15 protein-coding genes are annotated in these 12,641 nt (G+C 69.6%); all 15 read right to left on the bottom strand.

Annotated elements, in window-relative coordinates; translation table 11 throughout:
- Window positions 1–50 precede the first annotated feature (50 nt).
- The 15 genes from V0Z78_RS05215 to V0Z78_RS05285 all read right to left on the bottom strand — a co-directional run bounded on the left by V0Z78_RS05215 (window position 51) and on the right by V0Z78_RS05285 (window position 12,603).
- Complete coding sequence (locus tag V0Z78_RS05215) at window positions 51–419, bottom strand: hypothetical protein (RefSeq protein ID WP_336343567.1); 369 nt, start codon at window positions 417–419, stop codon at window positions 51–53.
- 1 nt (window position 420) lies between these two features.
- On the bottom strand, window positions 421–675 hold the full coding sequence (locus tag V0Z78_RS05220) for a hypothetical protein (RefSeq protein ID WP_336343568.1): 255 nt from the start codon (window positions 673–675) through the stop codon (window positions 421–423).
- Window positions 672–953 (bottom strand): ubiquitin-like small modifier protein 1, encoded by a 282-nt coding sequence (locus V0Z78_RS05225; RefSeq protein WP_336343569.1) that lies wholly within the window; start codon window positions 951–953, stop codon window positions 672–674. Before V0Z78_RS05225 ends, V0Z78_RS05220 begins: the two co-directional genes overlap by 4 nt.
- 99 nt (window positions 954–1,052) lie before the next feature.
- Complete coding sequence (locus V0Z78_RS05230; RefSeq protein ID WP_336343570.1) at window positions 1,053–1,490, bottom strand: hypothetical protein; 438 nt, start codon at window positions 1,488–1,490, stop codon at window positions 1,053–1,055.
- Window positions 1,487–1,873: a hypothetical protein gene (locus V0Z78_RS05235; protein ID WP_336343571.1), complete on the bottom strand. Its 387-nt coding sequence runs from the start codon at window positions 1,871–1,873 to the stop codon at window positions 1,487–1,489. The genes V0Z78_RS05230 and V0Z78_RS05235 overlap by 4 nt, the downstream gene beginning before the upstream one ends.
- A 79-nt stretch (window positions 1,874–1,952) precedes the next feature.
- Window positions 1,953–3,701 (bottom strand): archaeosine synthase subunit alpha, encoded by a 1,749-nt coding sequence (arcS, locus tag V0Z78_RS05240; protein WP_336343572.1) that lies wholly within the window; start codon window positions 3,699–3,701, stop codon window positions 1,953–1,955.
- 175 nt (window positions 3,702–3,876) lie between these two features.
- Complete coding sequence (locus tag V0Z78_RS05245) at window positions 3,877–4,590, bottom strand: chlorite dismutase family protein (RefSeq protein ID WP_336343573.1); 714 nt, start codon at window positions 4,588–4,590, stop codon at window positions 3,877–3,879.
- A 52-nt stretch (window positions 4,591–4,642) separates the two neighbouring features.
- Window positions 4,643–6,697, bottom strand: a complete 2,055-nt coding sequence (locus tag V0Z78_RS05250) for an IucA/IucC family protein (protein WP_336343574.1) — start codon at window positions 6,695–6,697, stop codon at window positions 4,643–4,645.
- Window positions 6,698–6,763: 66 nt separating this feature from the next.
- Window positions 6,764–7,585 (bottom strand): ABC transporter permease, encoded by an 822-nt coding sequence (locus V0Z78_RS05255; protein WP_336343575.1) that lies wholly within the window; start codon window positions 7,583–7,585, stop codon window positions 6,764–6,766.
- On the bottom strand, window positions 7,582–8,253 hold the full coding sequence (locus tag V0Z78_RS05260) for an ABC transporter ATP-binding protein (protein WP_336343576.1): 672 nt from the start codon (window positions 8,251–8,253) through the stop codon (window positions 7,582–7,584). The genes V0Z78_RS05255 and V0Z78_RS05260 overlap by 4 nt, the downstream gene beginning before the upstream one ends.
- Window positions 8,254–8,371: 118 nt before the next feature.
- On the bottom strand, window positions 8,372–9,868 hold the full coding sequence (gene tgtA, locus V0Z78_RS05265; RefSeq protein ID WP_336343577.1) for a tRNA guanosine(15) transglycosylase TgtA: 1,497 nt from the start codon (window positions 9,866–9,868) through the stop codon (window positions 8,372–8,374).
- Between the two features lie 55 nt (window positions 9,869–9,923).
- Window positions 9,924–10,481: a class I SAM-dependent methyltransferase gene (locus V0Z78_RS05270; RefSeq protein ID WP_336343578.1), complete on the bottom strand. Its 558-nt coding sequence runs from the start codon at window positions 10,479–10,481 to the stop codon at window positions 9,924–9,926.
- On the bottom strand, window positions 10,478–11,020 hold the full coding sequence (locus V0Z78_RS05275; protein ID WP_336343579.1) for an NUDIX hydrolase: 543 nt from the start codon (window positions 11,018–11,020) through the stop codon (window positions 10,478–10,480). Before V0Z78_RS05275 ends, V0Z78_RS05270 begins: the two co-directional genes overlap by 4 nt.
- A gap of 16 nt (window positions 11,021–11,036) precedes the next feature.
- Entirely contained in the window at window positions 11,037–11,387 is a 351-nt protein-coding gene (locus V0Z78_RS05280) for a CHY zinc finger protein (RefSeq protein ID WP_336343580.1), read from the bottom strand.
- A 127-nt stretch (window positions 11,388–11,514) separates the two neighbouring features.
- On the bottom strand, window positions 11,515–12,603 hold the full coding sequence (locus V0Z78_RS05285; protein WP_336343581.1) for a saccharopine dehydrogenase family protein: 1,089 nt from the start codon (window positions 12,601–12,603) through the stop codon (window positions 11,515–11,517).
- Window positions 12,604–12,641: the final 38 nt, after the last annotated feature.

The raw sequence follows: 12,641 nt of genomic DNA on the forward strand, positions 1-12,641 counted from the left end.
TCCGCCGGTACGGCCCCGGCGGCTAAACGGCTTTCACTTCTCCGCTCGTCTCACGACGACTCGCTCGCGGTGCCGACGACCACCGCGGATCGAAGATCGAGGGCGGTCTCGAACTCCTCCCGGCGCCCGAGACGCTTTCCGAGGCGTTTGAGCTGCTCCTCGTGGACCCGACGGAGCGCGTCGGTCTCGCGCCTGTCGAGCGAGAGGCGATCACCGATCGTCTCCCAGTGGTCGTCGGGTACGAAGAAGTACCGCGTGGTCTCGCCCTCGTGGGCGCACTCGTAACGACGGTGGTACTCCTCCAGACGGGGACCGAGCGCCTCCTGGGCCCGCTCGACGAGCGCGGGCAGACGATCGCTGGCGACGCTCGCCTTCGCGCCCGCGAGCAACAGCACCTGCCCTTCGATCGGGTGGCTCATCTCATCCGCCCGCGCGCATCGCCTTCTGCGCGAACCGCTCGATCAGCGGCTCCAGGGTCTCCTCGTCGCCCTCGAAGACGACGGTCACCTCGGTCAGCGTGAGCGTCGAGCCGACGCCCACCGTCTCCGAGGAGAGCGTCGCCTCCCAGCCGTCGCCGACGACCCGGTCGTCGCTCTCGACCTCGCCGCCGAGGTTCTCGAGGTAGTGGCGCGCGAGGCGCTGGCTGATGCCCCGAAAGGAGCGCTCTTCTCTCATCGTCCACCCGCGACCGGCGGGAAGAGGCTCACCGTATCGCCGGACTCGAGGGGGGTGTCGGGGCCCTGGGCGTGTGCCACGTCCCGACCGTTCTTCAGGATCGAGAGCTGCGGTCTGATCTCGCCGTTCTCGAGGAGGCGTCCTTCGAGACCGTCGAACTCGGTCTCGAGATCGGCGAGGACGTCGCCGACGGTCGTCCCCTCGTCGTAGGATCGCTCGATCGTCTTCTCGCCGATCGCCTCGCGATAGGTGGCGAACGAGCGAAGTTCGATCTCCATGGCCATCAGGAGGGACCGCCACGGTATAAACATCGGTTGCGTCGGCAAGGTACGAGATCACGACGTGGGGTCCGCCGATCCTCGCCTCGCTCGGTGGGCCTACGTCCGGAGCTGTGCCCCCAACTCGCCGGCGAGCGCGCCGGCGATCCCGGCGAGCGCGACGAGCGCGGCGAACTCGAGCGCCGATAGCGCGTCGTAGGCGAACACCAGCGGGACGCGAAGCGGCGACCCTTCGCCGAACGACGTCGAGACCCCCACCGCGAGCATCAGTACGGCCGCGCACGCGACGACCGCGACCCCCTGTACCCCGCCGCTGACGTCCGGCCGGGAGAGATAGCCCGCGACGGCGCCGCCGCCGAGCAGCGACGCCGTCGTGACCGTGAGGCTCACGCTCTCGGGCGTCGGCCCGACGATCGCGACGAAGACCGCGAGGATCGCCGGGAGGAGCCCGGCGGCGACCGCACCACCGTCGAGCGCGCGGTCGCCGCCGACGTCGGTTCGGAGCCGTCGGGCGATCGCCCGGTCCTCGTCGCTCATTCGACGGCGTCGCTCAGCCGAATGCCGTCGTCGACGAGGCGGGCGTGGCGCTCCCGATCGAGCGCCTCCGAGAGCTCCTCGTGGTCGTAGAGCTGCTGGATCACCGCGTACTGGAAGTCACACCACACCTCGGCGTAGATCGACGACTGGCCCCAGGCGCGAAGCTCGACGATGTACCCGTCGTACGACTCCCAGCGTTCCTCGAGCCGGTCGAGGACGTCCGCCGCGGCGCTCGCGGCCTCGTTCTCGCCCTCCGCGATCGCGGCGTTGACGTAGCCCTCGTACTGGTCGAGTTCGCGCTGCATCGCCATGAGCGCCTCGTCGCTGTCCTCGGGCAGCGTCTCCGCGAGCTCTCGAGGAACCGCCAGGCTGATCTCGTCCATGTGGGCGCAGAGGACCGGCGGGGACAAAAAGCCACGCGCCATGGCCGTCTCATGCGGTACGCGATCCGGCCTGGGTGCCTTACCGTTCCTCGACGTGGCGGACGTCGACCGCCACGCCTCTGGAGCTCCCTTCCATCTCGCGGCCGAACATCGTCGCCCGGCCGACCGCGAACGCCTTCGGACCCTCCACGACCACCTCGTCGCCGGTCCTGATGGCCTCGTCGGCCTCGACGATTCCCGGCGCGAGGACGTTGCCGTGGGGAACGAACGCATCGATATCGACGCGTTTCGTTCGAACGTCGCTCTCGACCCACCGCCGGGCGCCCGCGAGCGTGAGCGAGAGGCTCCCGTACTGGGGAACCATCGCCGCGAGCTGTTCTCCACTCCGGTCGTGGGCCCGCAGCTTGGGATACCGGCTCTGGATCGAGAGCTCGGAGAAGAGCGCGTCGCCCGCCCCCTCGCCGAACTGGTAGTCGGCGATCGCCTTCACGGTGTTGTGCTGGCGCTCCCGCTTGCCGTACTTGAGCTCGCCGTCGAGCGCCCGCATGAGGTTCGCGATCGAGTCGGTGGTGGTCGGGTGGTCCTCGACCGTGTACTCGATCGGCGCGTCGACGTGGGGTTCGACCCGATCGACGATCTCGCGGTAGTCGCCGGGCAGGTGGGCGATGATCCGCGGGTACTCGTTGCGCTCGAGATACCGCCGGAGGACGCGCGCGACGAACTCGATCTCGGTCTCGGTCCACCGGCCCGTGACGGCGGCGTCGTAGTGCTGGGCGGGGTAGGTCGTCTCGAGCTCCTGAGGGACGACGCCGATCGGCGAGGTCATCGAGACCAGGTGCGCGCGGTACTGGATCGCGTCGTGGAACTGCTCGTGGCTCTGAGACTCGCTGTAGGGCTTGGTGGCCGAACAGGGGACCAAAACGAGCGGGTTGTCGAAGCGGTTCTCGTATCGGGAGGTCACCCGCTCGGCGAAGCGCTGGATCTCCACCCGACGAAGGGTGTCGTCGGTCGTCGCGCTGATCTCCGCGCGGCGGTAGATCGGCGTCCGCTCCTCGAGGTAGCCCCACTGCTCGTCGAACTCCCGGAACGCGGCGGTCAGCCAGGGCGCGTGGCGCGCCTGTCCCTCGACGTAGTCCCTGAGCCGGCCTGCGCGGATCCGCTCGCGAACGGTCGCGAGCTCGGCGCGAAGCACGTTCTCGTTGTGCTCGGCGCAGTCCTCGCGGGTGAACTCCTCGCGGGGAACGCGACACGCGGGACACGCACAGGGCAGCTCCTCGAGATCGGAGAGGAAGTGCTCGCCCTCGCTCGTGAGGTACTTTCCCTGGGTGCCTTTCACGACCGCGCGGTGGGCGTCGAGCAGGTCGACGCCGGCGTAAACCAGGAGAGAAGCGTTTCGCGGCGTCGCGACCCCGGAGAGATAGAGCGCGGTGTCGGCGGGAATCGCCTCTCTGACGTCGACGATCGTCTCGCGAAAGGCGCTCGCGTGGCCCGCGATCCCCCCGGCGGTCGAGAGCGCGTAGACGTCCGCACCGAACTCCCCCGCCGTCGTGGGAGAGACGACCACGCCGCTGGGGTAGTCGACGTCCGGGTAGGAAACGGCGAACGCCTCCTCGACCTTCTCGTCGGTGCCGCTCGGGAACGAGCGGTGGGGGAGCAGCGTGACGTGCTCCTCGCTGCCCTCGGGGAGCTCGCGCTCCTCGGGCCAGAGGCTACCCGCGTCCTCGAGGAAGTCCTCGGCGAGCGCGGGCGTCGTCCTCGGTTGGGCGAGACGCACCTCGCCGAGCCGGGCCGCGCCGTCGCGCTCGTGGACCTCGAAGTAGTCGGTCATGGTTCAACTGGCCGCGAGACGTGAATGAGACTGTCGATCCGCACCGTGGATCGTCCCCCGTCTCGGTACGAACTCACCGCGCGAGCGGGTCGGAGAACGCGATCCGCGACGTACTCGTGATGCCCGTCCTGCAGGCATACGGCTTCAGCGCCCGCCGATCCGGCTGCGCGGATCGTCACTCGGGGGACGTCGCGAGCAGTTCCTCGATCGGGCGAATCGTCCCGACGATCGTCGGGTTCCCGTACTCCGTATATCGGAACTCCTCGATCGTCTGGAGCTCGCGGACGAGGTCCTGAAACGCGATCGGGTCGTCCGTCTCGAAGTACGTGAGGAAGTCGACGTCGTCGAGCCCCGTCGAGCGATAGAGCTGGCGCTTCACGGTCTCGAGGTAGTCGAGCGTCGGCTCGACGTGTTCGCGCATCGACTCGACCCGCTCGGCCTCCGAAAGGGTCCACCACTCGGCCGACTTCCGGGTCGGGATCACGATCGCGTATCGAGGCGGCGCCCCCTCGTAGCTGCGTGCGTCGAGTTCGGCGGCGAGGTCGGGAAGTTCGGGAACGTACTCCTCGGATGCGGTCACGCCGAGAAACGACTCCTCGAGGGTCGCCCGCCTCCCCAGCGTCGTTCGGCAGATCCCTCGGAGGAACCCCTGGACGGCGGCGAGCTCCGCGGCGTGTACGCGCAGGAGGAAGTCGTACGGCGGGGAGAGCCCCCGCGTGAGATACGCGTCGACCAGACAGTCCGACTCGGCGACCAGCGTACGTACGTCGACGGCGTCGTCCGGATCGGAGTCGTCGAGGAACGGACACGAGTAGGCGGCGAAGGCGCAGGCGACACCGCTCTCGGCGATCGAATCCGGGTCCGCCGTCGGCGGCACGTCGCCGTCCATGTCCGGGTCCTCGGATCCGCGGAGCATAGCTCTAGGGACGCTCGAGTCCGCCTCACGCCAGCGGGTTCGGCACCCGGCTGGTGACGTACTCGTGGCGCTTTCCCCGAAGCCGCATCGCGGTCAGCGCCTTGTGTTCGATCGGATCGGCGAACAGCGCTCCCTCGTCGCGGGCGATTCGCCGGTCGCGGACGTCGGAATCGGCGCGGAGCGCCTCGAAGGCGCGTTCGCACTCGGCCCGGACGAGCCTCCAGCAGGTCGCCTCGTCGATCGGGCAGTGCCACGTCAGGGTGGCGATCAGCTCCGCAAGGTGGTTCTGGAACAGCGCGTAGTAGAGCTTCCGGTAGAGGTCCTCGCGGTCGTCGGCAGCGACGTCGGAGTCGGGGTAGGCGTCGACTGCGATCCCGTGTGCCGCGAGCCGGTCGTCGAGCGCGCGGATCCCGCCGAAATCCCGGATCAGCGTCGCGACCGGCCGACCCTCCTCGAAGACGACGTAGCTGTTCTGGGCGTGTGACTCGAGGGCGACCCCGTACTTCGAGAGGAGCAGGAGCTGTTCGGGGACGACCGCCTCCAGGTACTCCTCGAGGAACGAGTCGACGCCCGCCCCCGTCGTCTCCTCGTATCGGTCGACGACCTCGCGGATCAGCGGCCGGTCCGTCACCGGCGAGCGCGCGAGCAGGCTCGAGGCGGGGACCGGGACCGCTCCTTCCGAGACGAACGGGTGTGCGTAGGGGCTCTCCCGGAGCAGCCCCGCGAGGTGCCGGGCGTCGTCGTAGTCCTCGCCCTCGGGATGGGGACCGCCGGACGCGTGGTAGCCCGCCGTGGCGGGTTCGTCGAGGAATCCGAGCGAGGAGAGCGACTCGCGCGTCTCGATCGAGCGTAACACGTCGGTCACGCGGGGACCGTTGTGGACCGCCTGGGGCGAGAGCGTTCGGACGACGTTGGTCGTCTGCACCCCGATTGCGAGCTTGAGATGCGGGGGCGGGCTCTCCGGGGTCCGGTCGGTCGCGTAGGGCACGACGGTGCGGAGGTTGAGAAGCGGCGTGGCGGGATGGGTGTAGCCCGGGACGGGGACGACGCGGCCGTCGGCGATCCGGTCGGCGTAGCGGTCGGGGAGGGAGTGGTGGTACTGCCAGGGGTGAACGGGGACGACGGCGTACTCCTCGGGCGAACGGCCCGCTGGGAGCGACTCTCGGACGGTGCCCGCGAGTCCCTCGAATCCGCCGTAGAGACGGTCCGTGAGCGACGTTTCTCCGGCGGCCGTCACCCGCGCGGCGTGATCGACGTGGACGGCGACGAACCGGAGGTCGATCCGTCCGGTGAACTCCGGAGCGTAGGCGAGCGCGGCTCCCGGCGACATCCCGCGGCGGATCTTCGCGGCCGGGTGGAAGGGATGGCCCTCGACGACGAGCCGCTCGAGGGACGCGGCGGGATCGGCGGCCGGCGCGGCCGCAGCGACCTCTGTAATCGAGGCGTCTCCCTCGGGCGCTCGAGCCACGAACCGTCGGCGAGCGAGCCGTGCGAACGCGAGGTTGGCGGCGCTCTCGTCGAGTTCGGCCCCGATTCGGCGTGCCTGCTCGTCGTCGGGGAACGCACCCTCGCGCACCAACGGTTCGACGAGTTCGTTCGGATGGCGCACTCGATTCGCGCCGTCGGGCCTCCACCGGTGGACGTCGTCGAGTCGGATACGACCGTAGCCGTGACGGGCGGCGATCGGCGCGACGAACGCGCTCTCCGAGGCGGGAAACGGAAGGACGGCCACCTCCCGCGACCGGGAGTCGACGTCGGCGAGCAACCGCTCGGCGGTCGTCCTCGACAGCGGCGACGGTGCGTCGGTGGGGATCTCGGGCGCCGATCCGGACAGCGTGATGGCGGGCGGCAGCTCCACAGGCGAGCCCCGAAGCAGCCCGACGACGAGCCGGTGGAGGATGCTCCTGCGCGCGCCGGGGAGCTCCCGGAGGTAGCCGGACTCCGCCGGCTCGGCCAGGTCGTGGTGTCGCGCGTGGGCCGTCGCCGCGTCGAGGACGGCCAGCTCGGCGTCGGTCAGCGAGAGCGCCGAGGCCGACGCTGATGCTGACGTGAGCGCTGCGGTCGACTCGTCCGATGGCATGCGGCGTGCTACGGCCCGAGCACAAATAGAACGGTAGGGATCGACGCGCGGTCCGGGCGGAGTGCCTTACGCCTCCGTCGTCCCGAGGACGGCGGGATCGAGCTGATCGGCGTCGGTGAAGACGTAGCCGCTGACGAGGTACGTGCTCGTCATGCTGGTCAGCCCGGCGGCCGAGAAGAGCATCAGCATGATGACGAACTGGTACTGAGCGGCGTAGATCGGGTTGGCGCCGGCGATGATCATCCCGGCCATCATCCCCGGAATCGAGACGATGCCGAGGCTCTTCACCCGATCGACGATCGGGATCAGCGCGCCGTAGACGCTCGTCGAGACGTACGCCTCGACGGCCCGCTCGGGCGGGGCACCGAGGCTCAACACCGCCTCGATCTCCTCGCGGTTCGACTCGAGCTCGCCGACGAATCGGTCCAGCGCGAGCGAGTTGGTCTTCATCGACATCGCGATGACCATGCTCCCGACGACGATCAGGTCGCGCATCGTCGTCTCGATCGCGCCCGCGAGGCTCATCGCGACGATCACCGATCCGGTGCCGAACGCGATCGAAACCACCGAGGTGCGGAACGCGCCCGGGATCTGCGCCCCCCGCTCGTGAGAGATCCAGGCCGCAGCGCCGATCATGAACGCCAGGACGACGCCCGCCCACGCGAGGTGCGCGTTCAACAGCAGCCCGATCACCGAGCCCGCGGCGAGGATCTGGACGAACCCCCGTCCTACCGCTGTCCCGGTCTCGTGGTGGAACTCGAAGCGGCGGACGGCGGCGACCGCGAGCACAACGACGACGAGGGCGACGCTGAGGCCGATCTGGGCGAACCCCCGGAGCACGGTCGAATCGACCGACTGGCTCGCGAGCCGTTCGACCGCCGCGATCACGGCGCCACCGTCCGCGGCACTCCCACCCTCGTCACCCGTCCGTCCTCGAAGCGTGCGACCCGGTCGCCGAGGCGTCGGGCCTGCTCGACGTCGTGCGTGACCACGACGCAGGTCAGCTCGTAGGCGGAGATGAGGTCGCCGAGAAACCCCTCGATTCGCCGTTCCGTCTCGGAGTCGAGGCTCGAGGTGGGCTCGTCGAGCAGGAGGACCTCGGATTCGTTCGCCAGGGTGCGGATGATCGAGACGCGCTGGCGCTCGCCGCCCGAGAGCCGCTCGATCTCCCGGTCGGCGTAGCCGTCGAGGTCGACCGCGGCGAGCAGTCGGTCGATCCGCTCCTCGTCGACCGGCTCGTCACGGATCCGAAACGCGGTGGTGGCGTTCTTGAGGACGGTGCCGTCGCGCAGCGCCGGTCGCTGTGGGATCAGTCCGATCCGTCGGCGTAGTGCCTGGGGATCGATCTCGCGATAGTCCGTCCCGTCGAGGTAGACGGTGCCGCTCGTCGGCTCGTCGAGCCGGTTGAGCAGGCGCAGAAACGACGACTTCCCGGCCCCCGAGGGACCGATGATCGCAAGCACCTCCGACTCGGGGACGGCGAGCGAGACGTCCTCGACGATGGACTCGCCGTCGACGACCCGGGTAAGTCGCTCCGTCTCGAGCTTCGGCTGCATGCCATCTCCTCGCCGTCGAGGAGCAAAGGCTACGTGGGTTATTCACACCCACGAATCCGCACCTCACGAACGCCGGACGGCGACCCGACTTCGCGTGCGGGATCGGAACCCCGAGGAACTACTCGGACGTGCTTTCCGATCCGACGCGCACGAGTTCGACGCGAGCGGGAACGCGATCCAGCGCCGCGTCGGGCCAGTCCCGGCAGACGAGCGTCCACTCCGTCCCCGGGTTCGCTTCGACGACGCGTGCGACGCCCGTCGCCGCGGCCTCGTAGGCCCGGTCGTCCGTCCGGTCGGGCACCTCCGCAGAGAGGGGATAGGTCTCCGCGAGCCCCGGCGGCACCGGTCCGAACGGCGGGAGGACCGACCAGCGCTCGTCGTACGCTTCCCGCTCCCCGTCGGGCGTCCCGTCCTCCGCGAGGAGGACCGTCTCGGGCGTGGAGAATCGCGCGAGTCGTTGGTGATGGCGCCCGACCTCGGGACGCTGTGCGCTCTCGCTCGAGAGGTAGAAGAACGTCCCCTTCGAGCCGGGATCGGTGCGTTCTAGCTGCTCGGCGTGCTCGAGCAGCGCCCGGTAGCCATCGAGCATGGCCGAGTGACCGCGGGCACGCGCCTCGACCAGTTCGAGGAGGTCGCCGTCGCGGATCGCCGCCTTGATCGTGCGGATCTCCCCGAAGGTGACGTGGAGGTTGTGCTTCGAGAGCAGGCGTTCGCGCTCGTCGCTCTCCCGTATCTCCTCGGGAACGTACTCGGTGCAGACCGGACACGAACACGGGAGGTAGTCGAGGTCGGCGAGGTGCTCGGTGCCCCGGACCGTGAGGTAGCGGCCGTCGCGGGCGTAGAGCGCGTAGGCCGCCGAGTCGAACAGGTCACAGCCCATCGCGACCGCGAGCGCGAACATCATCGGGTGGCCCGCGCCGAAGAGGTGGACGGGTGCGGCGGGGCCGAGCCCCCGTTTCGCGGCGGCGACGACGTCCACGACGTCGCCGAACCGGTACTCGTTCATCAGCGGGACGACCGCGCCGACGGGAAAGACGTCCAGACCCGTATCGGCGGCGTGGCCGCCGGCCCGCTCGCGGAGGTCGGGGTAGGTCGCCCCCTGGACCGGCGCGGAGACCAACATCTCACCGGCCTCGAACGCCGCGGCGTCCTCGAGCCGCCGTTGGGTGGTCTCGAGTTCCTCCTCGGCGCGCTCGCGCGAGACGCCCGGCGGCGTGGGGAGGTCGACCGGCGTGGCGATGTCCGAGCCGATCCGGCGCTGGAACTCGAGGATCCCCTCGTTCGTGACGTCGATCTCGCCGTACTCCGCGAGCTGAAAGGAACCAGAATCGGTCATGATCGCACCCGGGAAGTCGAGGAGGTCGTGGAGCCCCTGCTCGAGGACGGTCTCGCGGAGTTCCTCGCTCCCGTGGAGGACGTAGGAGTTGGTGATGAGGATCTCCGCGCCGAACTCCTCGGCGAGCGCCCGAGGGGGGATCGTCTGGATGTGGGGGTTCACCACCGGCAACAGCGCGGGCGTCTCGACGGTGACGCCCGCACGCGGGACGCGCAGCCGACCGATCCGACCGGCGGCGTCCCAGTCGCGCGCCTCGAAGAGCTCGCGTGCGTCGCTCATTGGGCGCGCTTTGCGGCTCCGGGCGGTAAGGGTTGCGAGTCGTTCCTCCCGTCGGTCACGCCCGCTTCCGGCGCGCGACCAGCCACACCGTCGCCTCGTCCTCGGTGATCTCCATCGGCTCGTCGTAGCGGACGATCCGCAGGTCGAGACAGGCCCTGAGGAGATCGTTCGGGCGAAAGCGAAAACGATGGGAGTCGTCGCCGGGCGGCCGCAGGCGGTGTTCGTAGAGCAGGACGCCGCCCGGCGCGAGCGCACGCTTGAGCGCCGGAACCACGTTCAGGCTGTAGTAATGAGTTACCACGATCACGTCGTACGCTTCGCGGGGGAGTTCGTACTCCTCGACGTCCTCCCGAACGAACTCGATCGCGTCGCTGACGCCGCGCTCCGCCGCCCGCTCGTGGGCGATCTCCAGGCCCGCCTCCGAGATATCGATCGCGTCGACCGCGTAGCCGCGCTCGGCGAGGAAGATCGCGTTGCGGCCGCCGCCGGTCGCGACGTCGAGCGCTCGGCCGTCCGGAAGCTCCTCGACGTGCTCGGTGAGCACGGCCGCCGGATCGGTCGGCGGCTCTTCCTCCGAGTAGCGTTCGTTCCAGCGTTCCCGTTCGTCGTTCATGGCTCGAACGCGTCGTATTGGAGCACGCCGAGTGCAGTCCGACCGTCCTCGACGTCGCCGGTCGCGACCGCCTCGCGAAGCGACTCCCAGTCCGTAGTGTCGACGCGGATCGACTCGTTGAAGTCGAGCTCCCGTTCGCCCGTCGGCTCGCAGTCAAACGCGGCGAAGTAGTGATGGCGGGCGTCGAGCAGGCCGTTCGCGGGCTCGACGCTCGTCAGGAACTCGATCCGCCCGGCCTCGTAGCCGGTCTCCTCCTCGAGCTCTCGGCGAGCGGCCGTCTCGCGGCTCTCGTCGCCCTCCATGCTCCCCGCCGGCAGCCCGCGGTTGACCCGTTTGACCGCCTGGCGCCACTCCTCGATGAGGACGACCTCGCCCTCCGGGGTGAACGGAAGGACCACGACCGCATCGGGTTCGGTGGCGTAGTCGAAGTCGGTCTCCGTACCGTCCGGCAGTCGGACGGTCTCGTGGATCACGTCGAATCCCGGACACGCGTACGCGACCTCCTCGTCGATCGTCTCCCACTCGAGCGGATCGCTCATGTTCTCCGATCGGTGGTTACGTCGAAAAACCCTCGCCCTCGCCCTCGAAGTAGCGGTGGTGATGGTTCGCACAGCCCGGGTTGAACGCCGCATCACAGGCGGGACAGGCGTGTCCGCAGGCGAGGTACGCCGCGATCGTCAGTTCCGCTTCGCACCGACCACACCGGACGGCGCGCTCGTCGCGGGCGTCGACGGGCCAGCGTTCGGCCTCGTGGTCCGCACGCGCCGCGTGGCACTCGAAGCAGGCGTAGTACGCCCCGCAGCACGGAAACCGGATCGCGATCACGTCCCGCGGGCCGTCGTAGTGGGCACACCGCGTCTCGTCGTCCAGCCCGACGCCTCGGACCGGGCTCGGATCCTTCGCCACGTCCCGGGTGACTCGGGCACACGCCATCAACGTGTCGCCAAACTCGCCGAGGATCGGTCGAGACGGACGATGCGGGTCGAACGGCGTCCCTCGCTCGCCTGACCGGCCTTCGACCACGAGGAGGCGTTCAGCGATCAGCGTCGGTCGGATCGCGCTCGATCTCCTCTACGTCCTCGCGCTCCACTCCGTCGAACTCCAGAACGAAATCCGGCCCGAACGCGGTCGCCGGGGTTTGGAAGCCCGTCCCGACCTCACCCTCGAGCGTCCGCCGGGCGGCCTCGACCGCAGTGTGGGCGGTTAGTTCGTACGTGTCGGGGGTCAACAGGCGCGCGGCGGCCCGCTCGCCGTCGTCGTTCTCGACCTCGCCCCGGATCCTGGTGACGCTTTGCGCCCGCTCCTCGGCGGTCGGCCCGGAGAACGCCGCGTCGGCCAGCCGCTTCAGCGCCCACTGGACCGGCCTCGTCCCGAACGCGGGCGCGAGCGGACGCGTCCGTCGCATCAGCTCGATCGCGGGCTCGGGCACGGTGGCGTAGACCTCGATGTTCGGGATGCCGGTGGCGTAGTAGGCCGTCGAGACGTCGCCCCAGGGGACGGTCACCGCCGGTTTCGGTCCCTGCCCGAAGTCGAGCCGGCGCGTGCGCCAGGCCGCCGGGACGGTGCGGATCGCGCCGTCCTCTCGGATCGCGCCCGAACGCGGTAGCTCCTCGACGATCGCCTTGATCGTCCCCGGCGAGAACGTCCCCAGTCCGTCGATCGCGAGGGTGAGCCGGGTCGCGGAGGGGAGTCGCGTCTCGAGATACCCCGCCAGACAGTCCGTCGGGACGACGTCGAAGCCCGTGCCGGGAAGCAGGGTGACGCCGGCCGTCTCGGCGTCCCGGTCGCGTTCGGCGATCGCCTCGAGGACGTCGATCTCGCCGGTGATGTCGAGGTAGTCGGTCCCCGCGTGCAGACACGCCGAGTAGAGCGGCTCGGCGGTGCTCGAGAACGGACCGGCACAGTTCAGCACGACCGAGACGTCCTCGAGGGCCCGTTCGAGGACCTCTGGATGCTCGAGGCTCAACACGCGGTGCTCGCAGCCGAGTTCGAGCGCCTGCTCCTCGATTCGCTCGGCGTTTCGGCCCGCGAGAACCGGCGAGAGCCCCTCGTCGACTGCTCGACGCGCGATGAGTGCCCCCGCGTAGCCGTACGACCCGTAGATCAGTAGCTCGTCTCCCATGCCCGTCCGTAGCGTCGTCGGGAAGAAAACTCACGGGG

This window comes from Halalkalicoccus sp. CG83 (genome assembly GCF_037081715.1).
Classification (GTDB): domain Archaea; phylum Halobacteriota; class Halobacteria; order Halobacteriales; family Halalkalicoccaceae; genus Halalkalicoccus; species Halalkalicoccus ordinarius.